Consider the following 25,353-nt stretch of genomic DNA (forward strand, 5'->3'; position numbering starts at 1 on the left):
GAGGGCGGCCCGCGCGTTCGGCCGCCGCCGGCCTGGGCCTTGGGACATTGCCGATATGAGTGTTGCCTTCACCAAAGAAAACGATCGTGACGGCGGCGAGGCGGAATTGCCGGACCGGCCGATCTCGCCCCACCCGAACCTGGTGACGCCGAACGGGCTCGCCGCCCTGGACGCGGCGCTTGCCGCCGCGCGCGCCGCCGTTGTCGCGGCCCAGGCCAATGGCGAGGCCCCGGCCGACGAGACGGCGCTGGCCCGCGCCAGCCGCGACCTGCGCTATTACGCCGCCCGGCGCAACAGCGCCCAACTGGTCGAGCCTCATCCGGAGACCGGCACCGTCGGTTTCGGCGGCAGCGTCACCTTCGATCGCGAGGACGGTCGCCGGCAGACTTTCCGGATCGTCGGTGAAGACGAGGCGGATCCCGCCAAGGGCACGATTTCCCATGTCTCGCCGATTGCCCGCGCCTTGATCGGCAAGCGTGTCGGTGACACCGCCATCGTCGGCGCCGGCGAGGTCGAAGTCGTCGCGATCGGCTAACAGCAGAACCAGCTGTTCAATAATGCGGCGGCGGCGGCTCCGGTGCGCCGCTGGCCCCGCTTCCGGCTTCGCGCACCCGGTCGGCCAGGTTGGCGATCTCGCGGGTGAGCCGGTCGATCTCCTTCCATTGCGCCGTGATCGTCCGGTTCAGGTCCTCGATGGTGTCGTCCTGATAGGCGATGCGCATTTCCAGCGTATCGACGCGGCTCGTGAGGCTGGTGTCAGTCATCCGAGGTCTGAGCCCCTTCCAGTGCCGCGCCTGGCCCGCGCTCGGCGAGCCCATGGCCGAGCGCCACGCGCTCGTCGAAGACGAAACATTCACCGGTCCACCGGCTCTCGGCCGGGGCGATCTCTTCGAGATATTTCAAGATCCCGCCGCGCAGGTGATAGACCTCCTGGAAGCCTCGGGACAGCAGATAGGAGCTGGCTTTTTCGCAGCGTATGCCGCCGGTGCAGAACATCGCGACCTTGCGGTGCTTCGCCGGATCGAGTTCGCGCGCCACGAAATCGCGGAACCCGCTGAACCGGCCGATCCGCGGGTCGACCGCGCCGTCGAAAGTGCCCATGGCGACCTCGAACTGGTTGCGCGTATCGATCACCAGGGTATCGGGGCAGCCGATCAGGCGGTTCCACCCGGTGGCGTCGACATAGGTGCCGGTTCGGCGGGCCGGGTCGGTCCCGATGTCGCCGAAGGTCACGATTTCCGGCTTCAGATGCACCTTCAGGCGCTTGAACGGCATGGCGGCAGCGGCCGAGAATTTCAGTTCGAGCCGGTCGAGACGACCGTCGAACAGCGGGCCTTCGCGCAGCGCGTCGATGAAGCCCTCGATCGCTTCGGCGGTGCCGGCGACAGTGCCGTTGATGCCCTCATGCGCAAGGATGATCGTGCCCTTCAGCCCGGAATCGGCGCAGATCTCGCGGAGCGGCGCCAGCAACCCGCCGGCATCCGGCAGTGCGACGAACTGATAGAGGGCGGCCACGCGGAATGTCATGGCGCTGGTCTATCAAGATGAGCGCCGGCGCGAAAGCCGGGCGCGCGGAGCACGACACACCAGCCCGCAGGCCAGGCGCCGGCGCCGCCGATTGACAGCCTGGTTGTGCTGGCCTCAAATCCGGCAACCAAGAGTTAGCGGCAGTGCGTGAAACGGATGGCTGGCCCTTTCGGGCCGGTCAGGCGCGGGTCTGACGAGTGGGGCGAGGCATGGCGAACGCTGCCGCTGGTCCGCGATTCCTGGTCAAGGCCAAACCCGGCGCGCCTGGCGCCGCGCTTGCGGTCGACGGCGCTTCGGTCCGCTTCGACGCCCGGCCCTTGTTCGAGAGCATCGCGGTGCACGATGCCTTCGGCATGGCGGCGCCGACCGCCTGGCAGGTGCTGACCGCAACCGAAGCCGTCGACCTCAATCCCTGGGACGCCTGCCATCGCCTGCTCAGCGAAGGCCTGGGGGTTGCCGGCGGCGAGGCCGTCGCTTTTGCCGAGCCGGATCTCGCCCAGCAATGGCCGGTGGGCGACGAAAAGGCGGCAGGCTTCCGGCTGGCCGCCGGCTGCGGCGCGCCCGATCGTCAGAAACCCGATTTTCCAACCGATCCGGATCCCTATTGGATCCGCAACGAGCGGCACGGCCAATTCGACAGGGCCAATGACAAGGTGGGTGCGCCGACGCCCGCCGGCCGCGTGCGCATTGCCCATTTCGACACCGGCTACGATCCCGCGCACCGGACCTTGCCTCGCCGGCTCAACCGCAATCTGCAGCGCAATTTCGTCGATGCCGAACGGCCGAACGACGCCTGCGAAGTCAGCTTCGGCGCCTTGTCCAATCCCGGCCACGGCACCGGCACGCTCGGCATCCTGGCTGGCGCCGCGCCAGGGCCCGGCCGGCCGCTCGGCTGCGCGCCGGAGGCCGAGGTGGTGCCGCTGCGGGTCGCCGACAGCGTCGTGCTGTTCTACAACAGCGCCATTGCGCGCGCCTTCGACTATGTCCACGGCCTGGCGGCGAAACCGGCGACCCGCGTCGACATCATCACCATGAGCATGGGCGGCCTTGCCTCGCAGGCCTGGGCCGACGCGGTCAATGCGCTCTACGAACAGGGCGTTTTCATCGTCACCGCCGCCGGCAACAATTTCGCCAACCTGCCGACCCGCCACATCGTCTATCCCGCGCGCTTCCACCGGGTCGTCGCGGCCTGCGGCATCATGGCCAACCATCGGCCCTATGCCGATCTCGCGCCGAACCAGATGGCCGGCAATTATGGTCCGGACAGCAAGATGGAAACGGCGGTCTCGGCTTTTACGCCGAACACGCCCTGGGCGCGCATGGGCTGTCCCGGCATCGTCGACCTGGACGGCGCCGGCACGTCGTCGGCGACGCCGCAGGTGGCGGCCGCGGCGGCGCTCTGGCTGCAGGCAAACCGCGCCGCGGTCGCCGGTTACCCGCAGGGCTGGATGCGGGTCGAAGCGATCCGTCAGGCACTGTTCCGTTCGGCCTCGGGCGAGGCTGGCGACCGCCGCCGGCTCGGCCGGGGTGAATTGCGCGCGCTTGCGGCTCTCGGCATCGCGCCGCCCAAGGCCGCCACGCTCGTCAAGCAACCCCCGGACAGCGCCCGCTTTCCGTTTCTCGACACCTTGCTCGGCACCGATTTCGGCATTGCCTCGGATGCCGAGCGGCGCATGCTGGAACTGGAGGCGCTGCAATTGTCGCAGTCGGCCGCGGTCGAGGCCGTGCTGCCGGACGCGGCGGTGCCGCCGGACAAGCTGACCACCCGCGACCGGCGCAACCTCGCCGACGCGCTGATCGCGCAGCCCGGCATTTCGGCCAAGCTCAGCCGGGCGCTGCAGGCGGCAGGCCTTGCCACCCGGTCGTCGATCGCCGTCGCGGCGCCACCGAGCAAGGTCAAGACCTACCAGCTCGACCGGGCGATGAACCCGCCGGTCGCGACGCCGAACCGGCGGCGGTTGAAGGTCTTCGCGCTCGACCCGTCGCTCGGCACCAGCCTGGACACCGCGGCGATCAACGAGGCGGTGCTGGATATCCGCTGGGAGACCAACCTGAAGCCCGGCCCGGTCGGCGACTATGTCGAGGTGATCGACATCGACCCGTCGAGCCGCGCGGCCTACGCGCCGGTCGACCTCAATCACCCGCACCTCCTGCCACGCGACGGGCTGACGCCGGCCGAGGACAATCCGCAGTTCCACCAGCAGATGGTCTATGCGGTGGCGATGCGGACCATCGAGTTCTTCGAGCATGCGCTTGGCCGCAGCGCACTCTGGGCGCCGCGCCACACGCGTGATCAGGCCGGCCGGCGGCGCGACACCTATGTTCAGCGGCTGCGCATCTACCCTCACGCGATCCGCGCGGCCAACGCCTTCTACAGCCCGGATCGCAAGGCGCTGCTGCTCGGCTATTTCGCCGCCGACCATAGGGCGGCCGGCGAGGGCCTGCCCGGCGGCATGACCTTCAGTGCCCTGTCGCACGATGTCATCGCCCATGAGACCACCCACGCGCTGCTCGACGGCTTGCACCGGCGCTTCCGCGAGCCGACCAATCCCGATGTGCTCGCCTTCCACGAAGCCTTCGCCGACATCGTCGCCCTGTTCCAGCATTTCTCCATGCCCGAGGCGCTGCGCGACACGATCCGGACGACGCGCGGCGATCTCGGCAAGGAGAACCTGCTCGGCAAGCTCGCGGTCGAATTCGGCCAGGCGATCGGCGGCGGTTATGGCGCGTTGCGCGATGCCATTGGCAGCCTGGATCCGCGAACCGGCGCCTGGGTGCCAGCCAAGCCGGCGCGCACCGACTATGATCCGGCCAAGGAAGCCCATGCCCTCGGCTCGGTGCTGGTCTCGGCGGTGTTCGCGGCCTTCCTGGCGATCTACAAGGCGCGCACCCGTGACCTGGTCCGCCTCGCCACCAATGGCAGCGGCGTGCTGCCGGAAGGCGACCTGCCGGAGGCGCTGGCCGGGCGGCTTGCCGAGGAGGCGAGCAAGGTGGCTGGCCAGGTGCTCAGCATGACCATCCGCGCGCTCGACTATTGTCCGCCTGTCGACATCACCTTCGGGGACTATCTGCGTGCCCTGATCACCGCCGACCGGGATCTCGTGCCCGACGATCCGCGCGGCTATCGGGCCGCCTTCGTCGCGGCGTTCCGCGACCGCGGCATCTATCCGACCGGGGTTCGCCACCTGTCGCCGGGCAATCTGGTGTGGGAACCGCCGCCGCTGCCGCTGGCCAATCTTGCCGTCGTGCTGAAGCGGCTGAAACTCACCTGGAGCCTGACCGGCGATCGCCGGGAGGCCTTCGACACCGCGCGCGACAACGCGGCGATCGTCCATTCCTGGCTGACCTCGGCGAGCCAGGTCTCGGACGACGAGCTGGCTGCGCTCGGGCTCAGGCGCAAGGCGGAGGCCGTCACCATCAACGGCTTGAAGGGCAGGCGCGGCGGCATCGAGGTCCATTCGGTCCGCCCGGCGCGCCGGATCGGTCCCGACGGCCAGAGCCGGACCGACCTGGTGGTCGAGATCACCCAGACGTTCCGCAGCGAGCAGGCCGGGGTGATCTATCGCGGCGGCTGCACGTTGCTGATCGACCTGGAGGCGAACGAGGTGCGCTATTTCATTCGCAAGCGGCTCGACAGCCAGGCTTCGATCGAGCGCCAGACCCGCTATCGCCAGGCCGTGGCGGCGGATGAGAGCAACGCCTATTCCGACAGTGCGGCTGCATCGCGCGAGCCCTTCGCGCTGTTGCACAGGCATCGCTAGGGGATACCGACATGGCGCGCAGACCGCGAAGTGCCGGACCCCTCAAGGCGGCGAAGCCAAAGGCGAAACCAACCGCCGCGTCGACCGCCGGCCAGCGCAAGCCGGCGCCGGCGGCCGTCAGCGCCAAAACCGGCGGGCGGGCCAAGACCGGCGCGCGCGGTAAAAATGCCGGGCGCGCAAAAATCCGCATGTACCGCCAGGGCCTCGGCGACTGTTTCCTGATTTCGCTCAGCCGCGCGAGCGGCAAGCCCTATCGCATCATGATCGATTGCGGTGTCATTCTCGGCACCCCGGACAGCAGCGCGATCATGACCGCGGTGGTCGAGGATATCGCCCGCGAGACCGGCGGCACGATCGACCTCCTGCTGGCGACCCACCAGCACTGGGATCACCTGTCCGGGTTCGTCCAGGCGACCGAAGCCCTGAAGAAACTGACCTTCAAGAAGGTCTGGCTCGCCTGGACCGAAGACCCGGCCGATCAATTGGCGCGCGAGCTGGCCGGAGAACGCGACACCGCGCTGAGGAGCCTGAGGCTGAGCGCCGGCGCCATGCGCCTGGCCGGCGGCGCGGATGAGGCCGACGAGATCGACGCGCTCATCGGTTTCTTCGGTGCGGCCGGCGGCGCCTCCACCGAAGACGCCTTGAACGTGGTCAAGGCGCTCGGTCCGATCCGCTATTGCCGGCCGTCCGATCCGCCGGTGCAACTCGCCGATCCCGACGCCCGGCTCTACGTGCTGGGGCCGCCGCACGACCGCAAGCTCATTCGCAAGACCTTGCCGTCGACGCGCGAGCCCGAGACCTATGGCGTCAGCGCCAACGCATTCGGGGCCAATGTGCTGGCGGCGCTCGATGGCACCGACGACGCCGCGCCCTTCGGCCCGAACCGCGCCATCCCCCTCGAAATTGCCCGCGGCATGGATTTCTTCCGCGCCCATTACTGGGGCCCGGGCGAGGCCGCGCCGGACTGGCGGCGGATCGACACGGCCTGGCTCGACGGCGCGTCGGAACTGGCGCTGGCGCTCGACAGCGCCACCAACAATACCAGCCTGGTGCTGGCCATCGAATTCGCCGATGGCGACGTCCTGCTGTTCGTCGCCGATGCCCAGGTCGGCAACTGGCTGTCCTGGGAAACGCTCGACTGGACCGTCGACGGCCGCAAGGTGACCGCCTGGGACCTGCTGCGCCGCGCCATCGTCTACAAGGTCGGCCACCACGGCAGCCACAATGCGACGCTCAAGGCCAAGGGTCTCGACCTGATGGAACGCCTGCGCTTCGCGATGATCCCGGTCGATCATGCCATGGCGGTCAAGAAGCGCTGGGGCAACATGCCCTTGCCGGAACTGGTCGCGGCGCTTGGCGAGAAGGCGCGCGACGGCGTCCTGCGTCTTGACGAGACCCCGGCAAAGCCGCCGGCCAATGTCGTGGTCGACAAGCTCTATTTCGAGATTTCGGTCTGAATCCGGGCGCCGGGACGACCGCCTGACATGGCGAGCTCCCGGACGGTTTCCCGCCGGGAGCCCTCATCATCAGTCGGCCTGTAAGCCGGGTTTTGTGGGGCGGGATCGCTCCCGCGCGACGGCCATTCCTCTAGGACGCCCATTGCTGGACGCCTCTGGCAACCTACCCGGACGGCGACGCGGATCCACGCCTTGGGTCTCCCCGGTGGGGCGCCCCATGCCGTCCCTATTCGGTTTTGCTCCCGGTGGGGTTTGCCGTGCCGCTTCCGTTGCCGGTCGCGCGGTGGGCTCTTACCCCACCGTTTCACCCTTGCCGGAGCATGCTCCGGCGGTCTGTTCTCTGTGGCACTTTCCCTGGGGTCGCCCCCGCCGGACGTTATCCGGCACCGTGTTTCCGTGGAGCCCGGACTTTCCTCCCCCGCGCCCTTTCGGGTGATGCGGCGGCGGCCGTCCGGCCGGCTGACCGGCCTCAAGTGCGTCAGCGGGCGCGGGGTGTCAAGCGTTGCGGTCGGCTGCCGGTCGAGATCAACGCTCCGGTGGCGGGTGGCCTGGAGGCGCGCCGCTGATCGTCTCGGCCGAGGTCGCGGCGATCGGGTCGCTCGCCGGGAAGGTATTCTCGAGCGCCAGGCTCAGGTCGGCATCTTCGATCGGATCGGCTTGTCTGCGCGGCATGACCGGCCCCGGGCCGGCAATCGCCCGTTCGAACTCACGGGTTCCTTCGGTCTGCAGGTCCAGCGCCTTTTTCGCCACGGAATCCATGGGTGGTCTCCTCAGCCGACAGGGTCATCCTCCCATGTGGGGACGAGCGATGCCCGGCGCCAGCTCCGGTCCGTCTGGAGCGGGCGGTCCGGCTCTGCTAAGGGTCGGGCGAAATCGCTGGTCCCCGGTGTCCCGAACCTTGGGTGTCTCATGCCGTCGCCGCTGCTCGCGCCCCTGTTCGGTTCCACCGCCATGGAGGCTGTATTCTCCGATCGCGAAACGATCGCCGCGATGCTCCGTTTCGAGGCGGCGCTGGCCGCCGTCGAGGCTGAGGCCGGCGTCATTCCCAAGGCGGCGGTGACGTCGATCGCCAAGGCCTGCGCCGGAGGGCCGATCGACCCGGCGGCCTTGGCTGCTGCCGCCGGGGTCGCCGGCAATACCGCCATTCCGCTGGTCAAGATGCTGACAGCCAAGGTTGCGGCCGCCGATGCCGAAGCGGCCAAATGGGTCCATTACGGTGCGACCAGCCAGGATGTCATGGATAGCGGGCTGGTGCTCCAGCTCAAAGCCGCCTTCGATGTGCTGGACGCCGATCTTGCCCGCGCCGCCAAGGCGGCCGCCCGGCTCGCCCGGATCTACCGCGACACGCCGATGGCCGGGCGGACCTGGCTGCAGCAGGCCCTGCCGATCACCTTCGGCCTGAAGATGGCCGGGGTGCTGGACGCGCTGATGCGTCACCGGGAGCGTTTGGGCGAGGCGCGCCCGCGCGTTCTGGTGCTGCAGCTCGGCGGTGCCGCCGGCACGCTGGCCTCGCTCGGCGACAAGGGACCGGAGGTTGCCGACCGGCTGGCCACGGCCCTGGGCCTGGCCTTTGCCGACACGCCCTGGCACGGCCATCGCGACCGCATCCTGGAGGCGGCGGCCTTGTTCGCCGGTATCGCGGTCACCTGCGGCAAGCTGGCCCGCGACGTGGCGCTGTTGATGCAGACCGAGGTCGGCGAGGTCATGGAACCGGCGGCGCCCGGGCGCGGCGGTTCTTCCACCATGCCGCACAAGCGCAATCCCATGCTGTCGGCGACCATTCTGGGGGCGGCCAATCTGGCGCCGCAACTGCTGGCGGCGGTGGCCGCGGGCGGAGCCGGCGAGCATGAGCGCTTCACCGGCGGCTGGCAGGCGGAATGGCTGGCGCTGCCGGAACTCGCGCGCCTCGCCGGCGGCGCGCTGCATCGCGCAGCCGAACTCCTGGAAGGCCTGGAGGTCAGGCCCGAGCGCATGCGCGCCAATCTTGGCCTGACCGATGGGTTGCTGATGGCCGAGGCGGTGCAGATGGCGCTGGCGCCGGCGCTCGGCCGGCTTGCCGCCCATGACCTGATCGAGGCCGCCTGTCGCAAGGCCGTGGCCGAGGGCAGGGGGCTGCTCGATGTCCTGGCCGAGGACAGCGTGATTGCCGGGGCAGCGTCGCGCGACGAACTTGCCGGCCTGCTCGATCCCGCGCGCTATCTCGGCGCGGCGGGGGAATTCGTCGACCGGGTGCTGGCGCGCTACGCCGGGATGTGAGCCATCCCGCGCGAGACGGCGTGACGGGCACGGCCATCACGCGCTGTGCAGTTAGGGATCGTCGCAGCCTCAGCCGCCGTAGAGGCCCTTATAGGCGTCGCGCAGCAGGTTTTTCTGCACCTTGCCCATGGTGTTGCGCGGCAGGTCGTCGACCACGATGACCCGTTTCGGCAGCTTGTAGCGCGCGAGCCGCTGTTCCAGCGACTTGATGATCGTGGCCTCGTCGAGCGTCGCACCCTTCTCACCCACCACGATTGCCGTGACGCCCTCGCCGAAATCGGGATGCGGCACGCCGATCACCGCACTCTCGACCACGCCCGGCATGCCGTCGATCTCGGTCTCGACCTCTTTCGGATAGACGTTGTAGCCGCCCGAAATCACCAGGTCCTTGCCACGTCCGACGATATGGACATAACCGCGATCGTCGATCTTGCCGAGATCGCCGGTGATGAAGAAACCGTCGGCCCGGAATTCCGCCGCGGTCTTTTCCGGCATGCGCCAATAGCCCGAGAAGACGTTCGGGCCCTTGACCTCGATGACGCCGATCTCGCCCTGGGCGATCGGCGCGCCGGTCTCGGGATCGGCAACCCTGAGCGACACTCCCGGCAGCGGAAAGCCGACCGTGCCGGCGACCCGGTCGCCGTCATAGGGGTTCGAGGTGTTCATATTGGTTTCGGTCATGCCGTAGCGCTCGAGGATCGCAACCCCGGTCTTCTCGCGGAACAGCTTGTGGGTTTCGGCCAGCAGCGGCGCCGAGCCGGAAATGAACAGCCGCATGTGCCGCGTCGCCTCGCGGGTCAGGCGCTGGTCCTGTACCAGGCGGACATAGAAGGTTGGCACGCCCATCATGGTGGTGGCCCGCGGCATGAGTTCGAACACCTTGTCGGCATCGAATTTCGGCAGGAACAGCATGCTGGCGCCAGCCACCAGGATGGTGTTGGTGGCGACGAACAGGCCATGGGTGTGGAAGATCGGCAGGGCGTGCAGCAGAACGTCGTCGGCGGTGAACCGCCAGTAGTCCTTCAGCGTCAGGGCATTGGAGGCGAGATTGTCGTGGCTCAGCATGGCGCCCTTGGAGCGCCCGGTGGTGCCTGACGTGTAGAGAATGGCGGCGAGATCGTCCGGCCCACGCGCCACGTCGTCGAACGCCTCCGAGGCGGTGGCCGCCTTGTCGAACAGGCTGCCGTCCATGCCTTTGCCGAGCGTCTCGACAGCAGGCACGCCGGTCGTTTTCGCGACCTCGGCGATGCCGTCGCGGCGCGTCGGGTCGCAAACCACCAGAGCCGGCTCGGCATCTCCGAGGAAGTACGCGATCTCGGTCAGCGTATAGGCGGTGTTGAGCGGCAGGAACACCGCGCCGGCGCGCACGCAGGCGAGATAGAGGAAGATCGCAGCGGCGGATTTCTCGACCTGCACCGCCACCCGATCGCCCGGCTTGACGCCGAGCCCGACCAGCACATTGGCGTAGCGCGCCGTGCCGGTCATCAGGTTGTCGTAGCTGAGCTTCAGCCCGGCTTCGGTCTCGATGAAGGTTTTGGTCAGGTCCGTCGCATTGGCGCGGACGAGGTCGAACAGGTGATTGGCCATGGCGATCTAAGCGAGGGGTGGCATGGAAAGGGCCGGACCATGCCGCATTCGAGCGGCGAGGTCGAGGGCCGCTTCACGCCGGCCTGGCGATCGGCTCGCTCAGATGGGCCGGACGGATCATCACCCGCACCTGCGTGCCGATGCCCGGCTTGGAGCGGATCGTGAAGGTTCCACCATAGAGATCGACCAGCTTCTTGACCAGCGCGAGGCCTAGTCCGGCCGGCTCTTCGTCCGCGCCATAGATCCGCTCGGCCAGCGGATCGAGGGCGGCCGCGATGGCGCCCGGACTGATGCCGGCGCCGGAATCGACCACGTCCAGGATCAATTGGCCGTCACCGCCACGCTGCGCCGACAGGCTGACCAGTCCGCCGCTCCCGGTCCGGTCGATGGCATTGCCGACCAGTTCGCCCATGATCCGGCGCAGTGCCGTGGCGCTCGCCGCCATGCCGCTGATTTCCGGCCCCCAGACGACGCGCAGCTTGAGCCGCTTGGCGTCGGCGCGCGGCCGGTAGATCATGTTGATCTCGGCGATCAGTTTCTCGACTGCCATCCGATCGGTGGCCGGCGGCGTCTCGAACGTCGAAACCTCGGCATAGTCGATGACGTCGGCGAGCCTGCGGGCAAGCCTTGCCGATTCCTCCCGGGCCGCCTCGATCAGCGCATCGATATCGGCCGGCTCGCGGGTCGCCTCGGCCCGCTTGGCCATGGCATGCAGCCGCTCGATCGGCGCACGGAACGTCCGGCCGACCAGCTTGACGAGGCCGATGCGCAGGGATTTCAGGCCCTGGACGGTGACCAGCGAGCGGGCGAGCTGGTCGGTCAGCAGCGCCACCTCGCGCGCCGCCTCCTCCAGCTTCTCGTCGCGCTGCGCGAGATCCGCCTGCAGCCTGGCAAAGGCGGCACTGGTCTCGTCGATCACCGCCTCGGCCTGGCTCAATTCGGTCTTCACGCCGGTGATCTGGGCGCGGAAAATGTCGACCGCGCGGTTATATTCACGCGCCACCTGGCCGATCTCGCCATCGCCGTCGGCGTCGAGATAGGCGAAACTGCTGGAATGGCGGTTGACCGCGCTCATCTGGCCGACCAGCAAGGCGACGTCGGTGGTCATGCCATGTTCGGCGACGTTCAGCCCGATCCGCTCCTGGTCGGCATCGACCCTGAGCTTCAGGATCATCCGGCCGCCGGCCAGCGCCAGCGTCATCATGCCGGAGGCGAAGCCGGCAATGGCCAGCACGCCGAGCGCCTGGACGGCCAACAGCATGAATGGCGCCTCACCGCTGGTCGTGGCCAGGGCCAGCGTGCCGAGCGCGCCGGCAAACAGATGCACCGAGGCCATGCCGAGCGCATCGTCGATCTTCAGCGCCTCGACCAGCCGCGCTCCGACCAGCGCCGCAAGCGCCCCGGCGGTTCCGATGGCGACGGCGCCGGCCGGGCTGAACAATTGCGCGCCGGCGCCGGCCGCGATCACGCCGGCGAGCGCCGCGTGCACCAGGTGAATGACCGTGACCTCGGCCGGGCGAAGCTGGTTCAGCACGAAGACGGCGGCGATGCCGGCAGCGCCGGCCAGCACCAGGTTGAGCACCACCGGCGCCAGCGGCACGCCCGCCGCCATGGTCTGGCCGGCGGCGATGCCGAACCAGCCGAGCCAGAGCAGCAGGACGCCGAGCGCCGCGAAGGGGAAACTCTGGCTCTGGATCACCGGCAGGCGCCGGACCCCGTCGAACCGGCCGCTGCGCGGGCCGATCATCCAGGCGGCGGCAAGGGCGGCCGCGCCGCCGGTTACATGGATCACCGCGCCGCCGGCCAGGTCGATGAAACCGATGGCCTTCAGCCAGCCGGCGCCGTCGGCGGAGACCGCCCAGGCCCAGTGCACGACCGGCGGAAGGATCACGGCGGTGAAGACCGCGACCGCCAGGGCATAACCGCGCAGGGTCGTGCGCTCGGCCAGCGGACCGGACAGGATGGTCGCCGCGCCGGCGGCCAGCGCGATGTGGAACAGCAGAATTGGCCCGGCAGCCTCGGCGCCGGGCAGGAACGGCCCGTGGCCGATCAGGCGATGGCCATCGCCGGTCGCCATCAGACCTTCGCCGATGGCCCAGATGATCAACACGCTGAGTCCGGCCTGGACCAGGGCCTTGGCAGCGGCATTGACGCTGTGCTTGGCGCGCACCAGGCCGCTTTCCAGTGTCACCTGGCCGGCCAGCACCAGGAAGGCGCAGAGCGTCGCCGCGACCAGCCAGGCGTCGTTGGCATGCTGAACGTCCATCGAGCTGCCCAATGAGCCAAAGCGGTGCGTGCCGGCGATCTTGGATTGCCGTGGTTAACGCTACGTTAGCCAAACGGAAAACAGTGAGGCGTGGAGCGCATTCAGGCGCCCGGCGCAAACCGGCCGCGCTCGCGGTCGCGCCATTCCCTCGGGCGGATGAACTGGCCGGCCCAGACCCCCTTGCGTTCGCTTCGGGCGCTGGCCTCTTCCTGCAGATAGGAACCGTAGGAGACGGCATGGCCGCCCGCCACCAGCGCGCGGCCGAGGTCGACGCCGTCGACCCGGCACAGCGCGACGGTGCGACCGAAGCGGTCGATGTCGCGCCGCTCGCAGGTGACGATCTGGCCGGCGATCAGCGCGATCAGCTGGCGTGCCGCCTCCCGCCCGCACAGCACCTCGCGGCCCTCACGGGTGCAGCGCTGGAACAGTTCCGGTGCGTCGACGCCGTAAATGCGCACCTCGGTGCCGGCGACCATCAGGCTGTCGCCGTCGATCACGCGGGCGTGGCCGCTGATGATCGGCCGGGACGGAACGTTCCTGAGCGCATAGGCGCCGACGCCCGCCGCGATGACGAAGAGAGCCAGCGCAAGGGTCGTGAAAGCCCGGTTGACGGGCGGCCTGCGCGATCTCCTCCAGCGTGTCATGGCGGTCCATTGGTGGATCCAGGACACTCCTTTCACCTTTCGTTCACCATGCCTCTCGACCGGGCGTTAATCAACGTCTGCAACATTTCGATAAGTGTTGTGTCGCGTCTGGAGAGGTCCGCTCGGATGAGCGTCGAGGTGGCGGCGGAGCGGTTGAGCGACCGGGCGGCAGAGCGTGCGCAAAAGCACGCGCTGAGCCGTAAGCGTGTCGTTCGCCAGGTTCGCGACGCGCGCGAGAAACTGACCTCGACCACCGGCACGCGGCGCTCGTTCGATTTCGAACTCATGCGCCTTTATGCACAGAACAAACTTTCGGCGGCGCTCGCCGTCGTGCTGCTGGCGCTGGCCACCGGCGGGGTTGCCGGCTGGATCACCGATCCCTTGACCGGCGCCGTCGGTGCGGCGGCCGTGTTGATTGCCCATGGCGTCATCATCATGCTGGCGCGCGGCTTCCTCAAGGTCCAATCGGACAAGGCGGATCTGCGCGGCTGGCACCTGCGCTTCGTGCTCGCCGAGACGGTTCTGGCGTTGGCCTGGGTCCTGGCTCTGACCGTGGTCATGCAGACCAATGTGCCGGAGGCCAATACCTTCCTGCTGGTCGGCATGCTGATCGTCGTGGCGGTCTCGGCGATGATCGGCGCGACCCTGCCGGGCGCCGTGCTGGCCGCGACCTTGCCGGTCGGCATCATGGTGATCGCCCGTTTCCTGCTGGTCGACGGCCTGCAGGGTGCCATGCTGGCGACCATGGCCGGCGGTGCCCTGGTGTTTTTCGGCATCATCTCGACCAGGCTCTACCAGGCGAACCTCGCGACGCTCGAGGCGCGCGCCGAAAAGGATGCGCTGTTCGGCGAGCTGGAAACGGCAAAGGCCAATTCCGACGAAGCGCGGCGCAATGCCGAGATGGCCAATATCGCCAAGTCGCGTTTCCTTGCGCAGATGAGCCATGAGCTGCGCACGCCGCTCAATGCCATTCTCGGTTTTTCCGAGGTGATGAAGGAAGAGATGTTCGGCTCCCATTCGGCGCCGCAATATGCCGAATATGCCAATGATATTCATTCCTCCGGCCAGCATCTCCTGTCGCTGATCAACGAGATCCTCGATCTCTCGCGCATCGAGGCCGGACGTTATGAACTGAACGAGGAGGCCCTGGTGCTCGCCCATGTGGTGGAGGAGTGCCATCACCTGTTGAAGGTGCGCGCCAAGAACAAGGGCGTGACCATCGCCCAGCGCTTCGAGCCGAACATGCCGAAGCTGTGGGCCGACGAGCGCGCGATCCGCCAGATCGTGCTGAACCTGATGTCGAACGCCATCAAATTCACGCCGGCGGGCGGCGAGATCACCTTGAAGGTCGGCTGGACCGCGTCGGGCGGCCAATATATCTCGGTCCGCGACACCGGCCCGGGCATTCCGGAAGACGAGATCCCGATCGTCCTGTCGAATTTCGGCCAGGGCTCGAACGCCATCAAGAGCGCCGAGCAGGGCACCGGCCTCGGGCTGCCGATCGTCCAGGGGCTTGCGACCATGCATGGCGGCTCGTTCAAGCTGAAGTCGACTTTGCGGGAAGGCACCGAGGTGATCGCCACGTTCCCGGCGGAGCGGGTTATGGAAGCTTTGCCGGCGATCGAAAGCCCGCCGGTCGAGCCGAGCTACATGCTGCCGCCCGAGCCGGTCCTGACCATGCCGGAAGCGGCCAATGTCGGCGCGCTGCGCCGCGCGCTGTTCGGCGGTCGCTAGGCCCCGGACCTCAGATCGAAGCTGGAGACGCGCGCTGGCGAATGACTGCGCGGCCAAGGTTCCAAGAGAAAGCTTCCAAGAGCCTCTGTCCTTTGCCCGGCCGAACCGGCTTGACCGGCGTCTGGCCGCGTGGTGCAGTTACACGATAAGAGCAGCGGGAAACGACCATGAAATTCTACGATACGCCAGGGGCGCCGAATCCGCGCCGCGTCCGGATGTTCCTTGCTGAAAAGGCCATCGCCATTCCGAGCGTCGCCATCGACCTCGGCAAGCTCGAGCAGAAGAGCGAGGCCTACACGGCGGTGAACCCGCGCCAGCGCACGCCGGCGCTCGAACTCGACGACGGCAAGGTGATCTGCGAGTCCATGGCGATCTGCCGTTATCTGGAAGCGTTGCATCCAGAACCCAATCTGTTCGGCCGGACGCCGCTGGAAATCGGCGAGATCGAGATGTGGACGCGTCGGCTCGAGCTCTATCTCCTGTCCACTATCGCCTCGGCCTTCCGCCACCTGCATCCGGCCATGGTGGAGATGGAGGTGCCGCAGGTGAAGGAATGGGGCGAGGTCAACAGAGCGCGCATCGTCGACGAACTGGGCGTGCTGGACCGCCACTTGCAGGGCAAGGATCATATCGCGGCCGGCCGCTTCACGGTCGCCGACATCACCGCCCTGGTCGCGGTCGACTTCGTCAGGCCGACGCGCGTCCCGATCCCCGAGGACCTGACCAATCTCGCCCGCTGGCGGGCTGCCGCTTCGGCGCGGCCGAGCGCCCAGGCCTGACCATCACGCACCAGCGCATTGTCGCGTGGCGACCGCAACTGATAGCCTTCAGGGCATGACCGCATCGCGCTCCTTGCCTGGGCCGGGGCCTGATCATCGCGACGAGCTCGCTGGCCTGATGGCCGAGATCGCCGGTTGCCGGATTTGCGTCGAAACGCCGCGCGGGCGGCCGCTGCCGCATGAGCCGCGGCCGGTGGCCTGGTCGTCGGCGACCGCTCGCGTGCTGATCGCCGGCCAGGCTCCGGGCCTGCGCGTCCATGTCTCGGGCCTGCCGTTCGACGACCGCTCGGGCGACCGCCTGCGTGACTGGATGGGTGTCGACCGGGCCACCTTCTACGACCGCTCGCGGCTCGCCATCGTGCCCATGGGTTTCTGCTTTCCAGGCTACGACGCCAAGGGCGGCGACCTGCCGCCGCGTCCCGAATGCCGCGCGGCATGGCACGACCGGCTGATCGCCGCCATGCCGCAGATCGGCCTGGTGCTGGCGATCGGCGCGACCGCCCAGGCCTATCACCTGGATCGCCTGGGATTGAAGCACCTGCGTGCCGCGACGCTCACCGCCACGGTCGAGAACTGGCACGCCATTCGCGCCGCCGGGGACCATCCGGCGGTGCTGGTCCTGCCGCATCCGTCCTGGCGCAACACCGGCTGGCTGAAGCGCCATCCCTGGTTCGAGGCGGAATTGTTGCCGGTGCTGCGCGCCGAGATCGCAGCGCATCTGTGATTGATCTCTAGGGTCTTTTCCCGATGTGCCTTGTATTCCCACGGCATTCGCGCGCAACATTGCCATCGCGGAATCCGGGGGCGCGGTCTGTCCGCAACAAGATCATCAGGGAGGCCTCCATGGTCCGTCGCCTTTTCGGGCTGCTCGCGGCCGCGTTCGTCGCGGTTGTGGTGGCAGCGCCTGCCCATGCCGAGAGCCGGGTCGCGCTGGTCCTCGGCTCGGGCACCTACCAGACCAATCCTCTGCCGAATGCGTTGAACAATGCCGGCTTGATGGCGCAGACCTTGCGCGATCTCGGTTTCTCCACCGTCGAGGGAGCGGACCTGCCGCAATCGGAGCTGCGCGGCGCGATCGCCAATTTCATGACCAAGGTGCGCGAGGCGGGGCCCGACTCGATCGTCTTCGTCTATCTGTCGGGCCTCGGCCTGCAGCATGACAGCGACAGCTATCTGGTCCCTTCCGACACCGCGATCGAACGCGAGTCGGATGTGCCGATCGGCGGCGTCAGGCTGATGGACATCACGCGGGCGCTGGCTGGCCTGCCGAGCAAGGCCAAGGTGGTGCTGTTCGACCTGTCGAGCGGCCATCCCTATGCCAATGTCGGCCCGCCGGTCAGGCCGGGGCTCGGCGTGCTCGACGGCGCGCCGGGCATGCTGATCGCGTCCGCCGCAGCGCCGGGCCAGGTCGCCAGTTTCGATGACGCCGCCTATAGCCGTTTTGCCCTGGCGCTGGCCGAGCAATTGCGCGAACCGGGCGTTCCGGTCGACCAGATCATCGCGCGCGCTCGTTTGCGCGTGCACCAGCAGACCAATGGCCGCGACACGCCCTGGGAGGTTTCGGCCCTGGCCCAGCCGGCCCCGGTCCTGACCTTGCCGGCCGAGATGGCTGCGACCGGCGCCACGCCGCCGCCATCCGTGCCGATCGGCGAGCGGCCGATGGACGGCCTGCCGGCCCAGGAGGCCTATGCGCTGGCGATCGAGCAGGACACCATTGCCGGCTATCAGGCCTTCCTGCGCCTCTATCCCAATGATGCGCTGACGCCGCGCATCAAGCGGCTGCTGGCGGCCAAGCGCGAGGCGCTGGTCTGGCGCCAGACGGTGCGCTTCGGCTCGGCTCAGGGCTATTGGACCTATCTCAGGCGCTATCCCGGCGGTCCGCATGCCGAAGAGGCGCGCTGGCGTCTGAGCCGGCTGTCGGCCCCGGTGGCGCCGCCGCCGGCCTTCGACGAGGTGGTCTATGAGGACATCCCGCCGCCGCTGCCGGTAATCGAAGTGATCGATGATCCAGTCTATTGGGAGCCGGCCCCGGCCGTCTTCTACGACACGGTGGTGCTCGCGCCGGTCTATCTTGGACCACCGGTGGCGCCGATCTGGGCCTTGCCGCCTCCGCCTCCTTATGCCTGGGGCGTGTTGCCGGTGATCGCCGGCGCGGCGATCATCGCGGCACCCTTCGTCCTGCCGCGCATCGTGCGGCCGCCGCTGGCGCCAGTGGTCCTGCGGCCGCCCACGGGCGGTCCGCGCTGGGGCATGCCGGGCGGCGGTTTGCGGCCAGCTGGACCGGGTGGTCCGGGCTTGCGGCCGCTGCCGGGCGGCCCCGGCGGACCGGCCTTGCGGCCCTTGCCGGGTGGGCCCGGCGGGGCGGTCCTGCCGCCCGGTGCTCGCCTGAACAATCCGGGCTTGCGTCCTGGCCCGCAGTTTCAGCCGGGTGGCGGCAAGCCGCTCAACCAGATCGGTGCACCGGGCCGCGGCCAGGGCGTGATCAATCCGGGGCTCAATCGCGGCCGTCCGGGCGGTCCTGCGGGACCGATGCAAAGCCGGATCAATCCGGGCCTGCGCAACCAGGGCATCAACCCGACCATCCGCGGCCCGCGTGTCGCGCCGCAGGGCAACTTCCGACCGGTGCGACCGGGCGGCAACTTCCAGCCGCGCGCCAATATCCAGCCGCGGATGAACGTCCAGCCGCGGATGAATGTGCAGCCGCGCATGAACATCCAGCCGCGCATGGTGGCGCCGCGCATGTCAGCACCACGCATGTCGGCACCACCGCGCATGTCGGCACCACCGCGCATGTCGGCACCACCGCGCATGTCGGCACCGCGCATGTCGGCGCCCCCGCGCGCGGCCGCACCCAACGTTCGGCGCCGGTTCTGATCACACGGGGCTGGAGCCGCTGACAAGAAAAGGGCCGCGAGGTCATCCCTCGCGGCCCTCCCTTTGCCTTTTGATCCTGGCGTCGATGACGCGTCAGGTCATTTCTTCTCCAGCCGGGCGAACAGGCTGGACGTGTCCCAGCGACCGCCACCCATGGTCTGTACCTCGCCATAGAATTGATCGACCAGGGCCGTGACCGGCAGATGCGCGCCATTGCGCCGGGATTCGGCGAGGCAGATGCCGAGATCCTTGCGCATCCAGTCGACGGCGAAGCCGAAGTCGAACTTGTCCTGGTTGATGGTCTTGTGCCGGTTCTCCATTTGCCAGGACCCGGCGGCGCCCTTGGAGATCACCTCGACCAGCTGTTCGATATCGAGGCCGGACTTGCGGGCGAAATGCAGGCCTTCGGCAAGCCCCTGGACGAGGCCGGCGATGCAGATCTGGTTGACCATCTTGGCCAGCTGGCCGGCGCCCGGGTCGCCGAGCCGCTTGCAGGCGCGGGCATAGGCCGCGATCACCGGCTCGGCCTTGGCATAGTCGGACACCTCGCCGCCGCACATGACGGTGAGCACGCCGTTCTCGGCGCCGGCCTGGCCGCCCGAGACCGGGGCGTCGACGAAGCCGATGCCCAGCGCCTTGGCCTTGGCTTGCAATTCGCGCGCGACATCGGCGGAAGCCGTGGTGTTGTCGATGAAGACGGTGCCTGGCCCCATCGCCTGGAGCGCGCCGTCCGGGCCGATCGTCACCTGCCTCAGGTCGTCGTCATTGCCGACGCAGCAGAACACGAAGTCCTGGCCCTCGGCGGCCTCCTTCGGCGTCCTGGCGGCGCGCCCGCCATGCTGTTTCACCCAAGCCTCGGCCTTGGCGAAGGTCCGGTTGTAGACGGTCAGCTCATGACCGCCCTTGGCCTTCAGGTGGCCGGCCATGGGATAGCCCATGACACCGAGGCCCAGGAACGCGACTTTCGCCATGGCAGGAAGCTCCGATGCGGCAGTTGAAATTGCGGCCGCCTACCATCCCCGCCGCCGGAGCAAGGTCAAGTGGCCAGTGCGGCGGTGTGCTCTGCGCCGCGACCGCCTAAGTGGCAATACGTAGCCATGCATAAAATGCACCAGAGCCATCCTGCAATGCTGGCATGCAGAGATGAATTGTGGTGTCGTCCGCCCACGAGTCCGGGAAACGGACCGTTTCACAAGACTTTGGGTTCAGGGAGAGACCGCTCATGGAGCGCCGGACATTCATCAAGACTGCCTCGGTGGCAGCCGCGACCACTGCGATCGCCGCGCCGGCGCTCGCCCAGGCGATGCCCGAGGTGAAGTGGCGCATGACCTCGAGCTTTCCGAAATCGCTCGACACCATTTTCGGCGCGGCGGAAGTCTTCGCCAAGGCGGTCGCCGACATGACCGACAACAAGTTCCAGGTGCAGGTCTTCGCGGCCGGTGAAATCGTGCCCGGCCTGCAGGCCATGCAGGCGGTGCGCGACGGCACGGTCGAGGTCTGCCACACCGCCTCTTATTATTACGTCGGCATCGACCCGACCTTCTGCTTCGGCACCGCGCTGCCCTTCGGGCTCAACTCGCGCATGCAGAACGCCTGGCAGTTCCAGAACGGCGGCATGGAACTGATGAACGAGTTCTATGGCAAACATAACATCCACGCCATTCCCTGCGGCAATACCGGCTGTCAGATGGGCGGCTGGTTCCGCAAGGAGATCCGCACGCTGGCCGACCTGAACGGCCTGAAGATGCGCATCGGCGGCTTTGCCGGCCGGGCCATGCAGAAGCTCGGCGTGGTGCCGCAACAGGTGGCCGGCGGCGATATCTATCCGGCGCTCGAAAAGGGCACGATCGACGCGGCCGAATGGGTCGGCCCCTATGACGACCAGAAGCTCGGCTTCAACAAGGTGGCGCCCTATTATTATTACCCCGGCTGGTGGGAGGGTGGCGCGATGCTCCACAATTTCATCAACACGGCGAAGTGGAACGCCTTGCCGAAGACCTATCAGGCGATCGTGCTCAACGCCTCGCACCATGCCCATAACTGGATGCAGGCGCGTTACGACGCCCAGAACCCGACGGCGCTGCGCCAGCTGGTGGCGGCCGGAACCCAGCTCAGGCCATTCTCGCTCGAAGTGCTCGAGGGCTGCCTGAAGGCGGCCAACGAGGTCAATGTCGAGACCGCGGCGACCAATGCCGACTTCAAGAAGGTGCTGGATAACACCATCGCCTTCCGCGGCGAGCAATATCTGTGGTGGCAGGTGGCCGAATATACCTTCGACACCTTCATGGTCCGGGCCCGCGCGCGCGGCTGACCCGGCGGCCCATTTTGCGACATGAGACCGGCGGCGCATTTCCGCCGGTCTTCAGTGGCATCCGGCGGCCTTGCCCGGGACATCCCGGGGGCCAGGACCAAGCCTTGCGACACCTGCGGGGCTTGGCTTTTTGTCGACCGCCGATTTCAGCGCATGACCGGGCAACCGCACAAGACGTGGGCGTCGACAACGACCCGCCGGGGCCCGGGTTTTCTTGCAACCGGAAGGAAGGGAACCCCATGCAACGCCGAACTTTCGTCACATCCGCGGGCGCCGGCCTGGTCGCCGCGGCGGTCGCTTCGCCCGCCGTCGCCCAATCCATGCCCGAGATCCGCTGGCGCCTGACCTCGAGCTTTCCGAAATCGCTCGACACGCTGTTCGGCGTCTCCGAGGTGTTCGCCAAGCGGCTCGCCGAGATCACCGACAACCGCTTCATCATCCAGCCCTTCGCCGCCGGCGAAATCGTGCCGGGCCTGCAGGCGCTGGACGCGGTGTCGAACGGCACGGTCGAGGCCTGCCACACGGCGTCCTATTATTACGTCGGCAAGGACCCGACCTTCACCTTCGGCACGGCCTTGCCGTTCGGCATGAACCCACGCCAGCAGAATGCCTGGTTCATCGAGGGCGGGGGCACCGACCTGCTCAACGAATTCTACAAGTCCTACAACGTCACCGCGATCTCCTGTGGCAATACCGGCACCCAGATGGGTGGCTGGTTCCGCAAGGAGATCCGGACCGTGGAGGATCTGCGCGGCCTGAAATTCCGCGTCGGCGGCTTTGCCGGGCGGATCCTCACCCGGCTCGGCGTGGTGCCGCAGCAGATTGCCGGCGGCGACATCTATCCGGCGCTCGAAAAAGGCACGATCGATGCCGCCGAGTGGGTGGGCCCGCATGACGATGAGAAGCTCGGCTTCGCCAAGGTCGCGCCCTATTATTATTACCCCGGCTGGTGGGAAGGCGGCGCACAGGTTCAGACCTTCGCCAATATCGCCAAATGGGAAACCCTGCCGAAACACTACAAGGCAGCCTATGAGGCGGCGGCCTATCAGGCCGGCACCTGGATGCAGGCGCGCTACGATGCCTCGAACCCGGCGGCGCTGCGCCGGCTGGTCGCGCAGGGCACCCAGCTCCGCCCGTTCACGCTGGAGGTCATGGAGGCCTGCTACAAGCAGGCCCATGAACTCTATGCCGAAGTGGCAGCCCAAAACCCCTGGTTCAAGCGGGTGCTGGACCACACCCTGGCCTTCCGCAACGAAGAATATCTGTGGTTCCAAGTGGCCGAATATAGCTTCGACAGCTTCATGATCCGGATGCGCGCACGCTCCAACTGAGCCTTCGCGACCAAGTGATCAGCCCCTTTCCGCCGGGCGGGGAGGGGCTGTTTTCTTAGGGCGCGTAGCCCGGTGGCCGCTTCAGCCAGGCGGCTCCGTTGCGGCTTTCGTTGCGGCCGAATTCGAACAGGGCGTTCATGTAGGCCGGGTCGAACGGCTTGTCGTAGGGCACCGTGAAGCGGCTCGAAATATAGGCGAGATTGAAGTCGATATTGTCCCGCTTGGTCAGAAGATACATCCGATAGATGTCGCCCATGCCATTGGCGGCGATCATCGTCGAGATCGATCGGGCGGTGATCTGCACCAGGCCACGCGGCGTCTCCGACGGCGCTTCCTGCGTGCGGCCGTTGCGGATGATCCAGGCAACCACGCGGCCGGAGCGCAGATGGGCCGGCGCCTCGCGGCGCGGCACACTGGCGGGATAGAGGAACACCTGATTGGTGGCGCCGCCATCGACATGCAGCTCCTGGCGCCTGCGGCCGCCGGCGACCACATCCATCATGACCGGCGGGAAGGCACCGGGGATCGAGGCGGAGGCGAGCAGGATGTCGCGGATCGCCTGGACCCGCCCGGGATGGCTGCTGGCCGCGATGGCGCCAATGTTCCAGGCGACCGGCTGGGCCAGATCGAGATCGGTTGTGCCGATCAGCAGCATGCGCCCCTTGCGATATTCGCTGGCGATCTCGGCGATCATTTCGGGCGTGACATAGGTCGCGATCAGCCGCGCGAGGGGTTCGCTGGAGGCGACGGAATCGCCGGTCAGGATCGATGCGATCGGCAGCAGGACGGCAATATTGTCACGCATCACCGTGGTGTAGACCGCCTTCAACTGTTCGTCGTAGCGGCTGCCGAGAAAGGCAAAGGGGGCAATCAGCGATCCGGTCGAGACGCCGGTGACCAGGCGGAACTCGGGCCGGGTGCCGCGTTCGGTCCAGCCATAGAGAACGCCCGAGCCGAAGGCGCCGTTGTCGCCGCCGCCCGAGATCGCCAGCAGGTGCATCGTGCCGCCCGACAGGCCGAGGGCGTTGCGCCGGCGCTCCGCCGCGAACCAGGCGGTGGCGAGCGGTGTCGGGTCGCCCCAGAGATAGAAACGGGCATCCGTCAGCTCGAGGAAGGTTGCCGAGCGCGTCTCGGCCGGCGGCACGGCCGGCAGCCGCTCGCGGGTGGCGCAACCGGCGGCAAGCCCGAGGGCAAGCACCAGGGCGAGCGGACGCAACAGATGCGAAAGTGACAACGCCATACGAAAAACTCCGCGGGCAACATACCGGCCCGGCCTGTTTTCCGTCTAGGGCAGAAAAGCCACGGGTCGGGTCAGATCGGCGACCCGAGGCTTCAGCGGCTCAGTTGCGTGGCGGCGGCGTCAGGCCCGGCGGCGGGGCGAGGCCCGGCGGCGGCTCGAAGCCCGGCAGGCCACCGCCACCTGGCAGATTTGGCATGTCGATGCGGATTTCGACCTTGGACGGGTCCATCTTCGGCCCCTTGTCGAGCCAATAGGTCACCGATCCCGGCCACCAGATGACGATCGCCACCAGCAGCAGTTGCAACACGACCCAGGGCAGGGCGCCGAGATAGATGTCGTTCGACTTGATCGAGGGCGGCGCGATGCCGCGCAGATAGAACAGCGCGAAGCCGAAGGGCGGGTGCATGAAGCTGGTCTGCATGTTGACGCAGAGCAGCACGCCGAACCAGATCAGATCGATGCCGAGCTTGGCGGCCACCGGCGCCAGCAGCGGCACCACGATGAAGGCGATCTCGAAGAAATCGAGGAAGAACGCCAGGAAGAACACGAAAATATTGACGAAGATTAGGAAGCCGGTCTGGCCGCCGGGCAGGCTGATCAGCATGTGCTCGATCCAGCGCGAACCGTCCATGCCCTGGAAGACCAGGCTGAACACGGTCGAACCGATCAGGATGAACACCACCATGGAGGTGATCCGCATGGTCGATTTCATGCCCTGATCGACCAGCGGCCAGGTCAGGCGCCCATGCAGGGCGGCGAGCACCAGCGCACCGACCGCGCCCATGGCGCCGGCTTCGGTCGGCGTCGCGAGACCCATGAAGATGGTGCCGAGCACCAGGAAGATCAGCACGATGGAGGGCACCATGCCCCACAGCACCTTGGAGATCAGTTCCCAGCCGACCTCGCCACGCGCTTCCGGCGGCAGCGGCGGCATCAGGTTCGGCCTGAAGATCGACAGGACGATGACATAGACCAGGAAGATGCCGACCTGCAGCATCGACGGGCCGATGGCACCGAGATACATGTCGCCGACCGAGCGGCCGAGCTGGTCGGCGAGCACCACCAGGACCAGCGACGGCGGGATCAGCTGGGTGATCGTGCCCGAGGCCGCGATCACGCCGGTGGCAAGCTTCATGTCGTAGCCGTAGCGCTGCATGATCGGCAGCGAGATGACGCCCATCGCGATGACCGAGGCCGCCACCGTGCCGGTGATGGCGCCGAGAATGGCGCCGACCACGATGACCGCATAGGCGAGGCCCCCCGGCAGCGAGCCGAACAGCTTGCCGGTGCCCTCCAGCAGGTCTTCGGCCAGGCCGCAGCGCTCCAGGATCGCACCCATGAAGGTGAAGAACGGAATCGCCAGCAGGAGATCGTTGGAGATGATGCCGTGAAAGCGCAGCGGCAGGGCCTGCAGGAAGCCCGGCTCGAAATGGCCGGTGAGAATGCCGATGCCGCCGAAGAACAGGCCGACCGCGGCCAGCGAGAAGGCGACCGGGAAGCCGATCAGCATGAAACAGATCATTCCGCCGAACATGAGCGGGGGCATGATGCCGTGCGAGAACATCGCTCTACTCCTGAGTGGTCGT

General features: G+C 67.7%; 19 protein-coding genes and 1 other RNA gene. 10 read left to right on the plus strand and 10 right to left on the minus strand.

The window, feature by feature from the left end:
* The first annotated feature begins 55 nt into the window (after nt 1-55).
* Complete coding sequence (gene greA, locus E8M01_RS22135) at nt 56-535, plus strand: transcription elongation factor GreA (protein ID WP_136962137.1); 480 nt, start codon at nt 56-58, stop codon at nt 533-535.
* Between the two features lie 16 nt (nt 536-551).
* On the opposite strand, the gene E8M01_RS22140 is transcribed toward greA, so the two are convergent.
* Nucleotides 552-764: a SlyX family protein gene (locus E8M01_RS22140; RefSeq protein WP_136962138.1), complete on the minus strand. Its 213-nt coding sequence runs from the start codon at nt 762-764 to the stop codon at nt 552-554.
* Nucleotides 757-1,527: an oxygen-dependent tRNA uridine(34) hydroxylase TrhO gene (trhO, locus tag E8M01_RS22145; protein WP_136962139.1), complete on the minus strand. Its 771-nt coding sequence runs from the start codon at nt 1,525-1,527 to the stop codon at nt 757-759. Before trhO ends, E8M01_RS22140 begins: the two co-directional genes overlap by 8 nt.
* 209 nt (nt 1,528-1,736) lie before the next feature.
* Here trhO and E8M01_RS22150 point away from each other — a divergent pair, with 209 nt between their 5' ends.
* Nucleotides 1,737-5,288, plus strand: a complete 3,552-nt coding sequence (locus E8M01_RS22150) for a S8 family serine peptidase (RefSeq protein ID WP_136962140.1) — start codon at nt 1,737-1,739, stop codon at nt 5,286-5,288.
* Between the two features lie 11 nt (nt 5,289-5,299).
* Nucleotides 5,300-6,745, plus strand: a complete 1,446-nt coding sequence (locus E8M01_RS22155; RefSeq protein ID WP_136962141.1) for a ComEC/Rec2 family competence protein — start codon at nt 5,300-5,302, stop codon at nt 6,743-6,745.
* Nucleotides 6,746-6,810: 65 nt separating this feature from the next.
* Here the strand turns inward: E8M01_RS22155 and rnpB are convergent.
* Nucleotides 6,811-7,208: RNase P RNA component class A (gene rnpB, locus E8M01_RS22160), an RNA gene on the minus strand.
* A 62-nt stretch (nt 7,209-7,270) separates the two neighbouring features.
* Nucleotides 7,271-7,504, minus strand: a complete 234-nt coding sequence (locus E8M01_RS22165) for a hypothetical protein (protein ID WP_136962142.1) — start codon at nt 7,502-7,504, stop codon at nt 7,271-7,273.
* 150 nt (nt 7,505-7,654) lie between these two features.
* On the opposite strand from E8M01_RS22165, the gene E8M01_RS22170 reads away from it, so the two are divergent.
* The gene (locus E8M01_RS22170) at nt 7,655-9,001 is read left to right on the plus strand and encodes a 3-carboxy-cis,cis-muconate cycloisomerase (RefSeq protein WP_136962143.1); all 1,347 of its coding nucleotides are present in this window, start codon (nt 7,655-7,657) and stop codon (nt 8,999-9,001) included.
* Nucleotides 9,002-9,070: 69 nt separating this feature from the next.
* Here E8M01_RS22170 and E8M01_RS22175 read toward each other — a convergent pair whose 3' ends face one another.
* The 3 genes from E8M01_RS22175 to E8M01_RS22185 form a co-directional block, all read right to left on the minus strand.
* Entirely contained in the window at nt 9,071-10,588 is a 1,518-nt protein-coding gene (locus tag E8M01_RS22175; protein WP_136962144.1) for a malonate--CoA ligase, read from the minus strand.
* Between the two features lie 73 nt (nt 10,589-10,661).
* Entirely contained in the window at nt 10,662-12,854 is a 2,193-nt protein-coding gene (locus E8M01_RS22180; protein WP_136962145.1) for an ATP-binding protein, read from the minus strand.
* 101 nt (nt 12,855-12,955) lie between these two features.
* Nucleotides 12,956-13,525, minus strand: coding sequence for a thermonuclease family protein (locus tag E8M01_RS22185; protein ID WP_136962146.1), 570 nt, complete (start codon nt 13,523-13,525; stop codon nt 12,956-12,958).
* A 99-nt stretch (nt 13,526-13,624) separates the two neighbouring features.
* Here E8M01_RS22185 and E8M01_RS22190 point away from each other — a divergent pair, with 99 nt between their 5' ends.
* The 4 genes from E8M01_RS22190 (at nt 13,625) to E8M01_RS22205 (ending at nt 18,885) form a co-directional block, all read left to right on the plus strand.
* The gene (locus E8M01_RS22190; RefSeq protein WP_136962147.1) at nt 13,625-15,232 is read left to right on the plus strand and encodes a sensor histidine kinase; all 1,608 of its coding nucleotides are present in this window, start codon (nt 13,625-13,627) and stop codon (nt 15,230-15,232) included.
* 167 nt (nt 15,233-15,399) lie between these two features.
* The gene (locus tag E8M01_RS22195) at nt 15,400-16,011 is read left to right on the plus strand and encodes a glutathione S-transferase family protein (RefSeq protein ID WP_136962148.1); all 612 of its coding nucleotides are present in this window, start codon (nt 15,400-15,402) and stop codon (nt 16,009-16,011) included.
* A gap of 55 nt (nt 16,012-16,066) precedes the next feature.
* Nucleotides 16,067-16,735 (plus strand): uracil-DNA glycosylase family protein, encoded by a 669-nt coding sequence (locus E8M01_RS22200; RefSeq protein ID WP_136962149.1) that lies wholly within the window; start codon nt 16,067-16,069, stop codon nt 16,733-16,735.
* A 119-nt stretch (nt 16,736-16,854) separates the two neighbouring features.
* Nucleotides 16,855-18,885 carry a caspase family protein gene (locus tag E8M01_RS22205; RefSeq protein ID WP_170182021.1) on the plus strand — a complete coding sequence of 677 codons (2,031 nt, stop codon included), beginning with the start codon at nt 16,855-16,857 and terminating at the stop codon, nt 18,883-18,885.
* A 98-nt stretch (nt 18,886-18,983) separates the two neighbouring features.
* On the opposite strand, the gene E8M01_RS22210 is transcribed toward E8M01_RS22205, so the two are convergent.
* Nucleotides 18,984-19,856 (minus strand): NAD(P)-dependent oxidoreductase, encoded by an 873-nt coding sequence (locus tag E8M01_RS22210; protein WP_136962151.1) that lies wholly within the window; start codon nt 19,854-19,856, stop codon nt 18,984-18,986.
* A 251-nt stretch (nt 19,857-20,107) separates the two neighbouring features.
* On the opposite strand from E8M01_RS22210, the gene E8M01_RS22215 reads away from it, so the two are divergent.
* Both E8M01_RS22215 and E8M01_RS22220 read left to right on the plus strand, forming a co-directional pair.
* Entirely contained in the window at nt 20,108-21,196 is a 1,089-nt protein-coding gene (locus tag E8M01_RS22215; RefSeq protein ID WP_136962152.1) for a TRAP transporter substrate-binding protein, read from the plus strand.
* Nucleotides 21,197-21,435: 239 nt separating this feature from the next.
* Nucleotides 21,436-22,527, plus strand: coding sequence for a TRAP transporter substrate-binding protein (locus tag E8M01_RS22220; RefSeq protein WP_136962153.1), 1,092 nt, complete (start codon nt 21,436-21,438; stop codon nt 22,525-22,527).
* 55 nt (nt 22,528-22,582) lie between these two features.
* Here E8M01_RS22220 and E8M01_RS22225 read toward each other — a convergent pair whose 3' ends face one another.
* Both E8M01_RS22225 and E8M01_RS22230 read right to left on the minus strand, forming a co-directional pair.
* Nucleotides 22,583-23,767: a patatin-like phospholipase family protein gene (locus E8M01_RS22225; protein WP_136962154.1), complete on the minus strand. Its 1,185-nt coding sequence runs from the start codon at nt 23,765-23,767 to the stop codon at nt 22,583-22,585.
* 100 nt (nt 23,768-23,867) lie between these two features.
* Entirely contained in the window at nt 23,868-25,331 is a 1,464-nt protein-coding gene (locus tag E8M01_RS22230) for a TRAP transporter large permease (RefSeq protein ID WP_136962155.1), read from the minus strand.
* Nucleotides 25,332-25,353 lie beyond the last annotated feature (22 nt).

Source organism: Phreatobacter stygius (assembly GCF_005144885.1).
GTDB lineage: Bacteria > Pseudomonadota > Alphaproteobacteria > Rhizobiales > Phreatobacteraceae > Phreatobacter > Phreatobacter stygius.

What these genes read in the sequence shown, in the direction of transcription:
- greA (WP_136962137.1), top strand. Translation starts at nt 56, where the DNA reads ATGAGTGTTGCCTTCACCAAAGAAAACGATCGTGACGGCGGCGAGGCG.
- E8M01_RS22140 (WP_136962138.1), bottom strand. Translation starts at nt 764, where the DNA reads ATGACTGACACCAGCCTCACGAGCCGCGTCGATACGCTGGAAATGCGC.
- trhO (WP_136962139.1), bottom strand. Translation starts at nt 1,527, where the DNA reads ATGACATTCCGCGTGGCCGCCCTCTATCAGTTCGTCGCACTGCCGGAT.
- E8M01_RS22150 (WP_136962140.1), top strand. Translation starts at nt 1,737, where the DNA reads ATGGCGAACGCTGCCGCTGGTCCGCGATTCCTGGTCAAGGCCAAACCC.
- E8M01_RS22155 (WP_136962141.1), top strand. Translation starts at nt 5,300, where the DNA reads ATGGCGCGCAGACCGCGAAGTGCCGGACCCCTCAAGGCGGCGAAGCCA.
- E8M01_RS22165 (WP_136962142.1), bottom strand. Translation starts at nt 7,504, where the DNA reads ATGGATTCCGTGGCGAAAAAGGCGCTGGACCTGCAGACCGAAGGAACC.
- E8M01_RS22170 (WP_136962143.1), top strand. Translation starts at nt 7,655, where the DNA reads ATGCCGTCGCCGCTGCTCGCGCCCCTGTTCGGTTCCACCGCCATGGAG.
- E8M01_RS22175 (WP_136962144.1), bottom strand. Translation starts at nt 10,588, where the DNA reads ATGGCCAATCACCTGTTCGACCTCGTCCGCGCCAATGCGACGGACCTG.
- E8M01_RS22180 (WP_136962145.1), bottom strand. Translation starts at nt 12,854, where the DNA reads ATGGACGTTCAGCATGCCAACGACGCCTGGCTGGTCGCGGCGACGCTC.
- E8M01_RS22190 (WP_136962147.1), top strand. Translation starts at nt 13,625, where the DNA reads ATGAGCGTCGAGGTGGCGGCGGAGCGGTTGAGCGACCGGGCGGCAGAG.
- E8M01_RS22195 (WP_136962148.1), top strand. Translation starts at nt 15,400, where the DNA reads ATGAAATTCTACGATACGCCAGGGGCGCCGAATCCGCGCCGCGTCCGG.
- E8M01_RS22200 (WP_136962149.1), top strand. Translation starts at nt 16,067, where the DNA reads ATGACCGCATCGCGCTCCTTGCCTGGGCCGGGGCCTGATCATCGCGAC.
- E8M01_RS22205 (WP_170182021.1), top strand. Translation starts at nt 16,855, where the DNA reads ATGGTCCGTCGCCTTTTCGGGCTGCTCGCGGCCGCGTTCGTCGCGGTT.
- E8M01_RS22210 (WP_136962151.1), bottom strand. Translation starts at nt 19,856, where the DNA reads ATGGCGAAAGTCGCGTTCCTGGGCCTCGGTGTCATGGGCTATCCCATG.
- E8M01_RS22215 (WP_136962152.1), top strand. Translation starts at nt 20,108, where the DNA reads ATGGAGCGCCGGACATTCATCAAGACTGCCTCGGTGGCAGCCGCGACC.
- E8M01_RS22220 (WP_136962153.1), top strand. Translation starts at nt 21,436, where the DNA reads ATGCAACGCCGAACTTTCGTCACATCCGCGGGCGCCGGCCTGGTCGCC.
- E8M01_RS22225 (WP_136962154.1), bottom strand. Translation starts at nt 23,767, where the DNA reads ATGGCGTTGTCACTTTCGCATCTGTTGCGTCCGCTCGCCCTGGTGCTT.
- E8M01_RS22230 (WP_136962155.1), bottom strand. Translation starts at nt 25,331, where the DNA reads ATGTTCTCGCACGGCATCATGCCCCCGCTCATGTTCGGCGGAATGATC.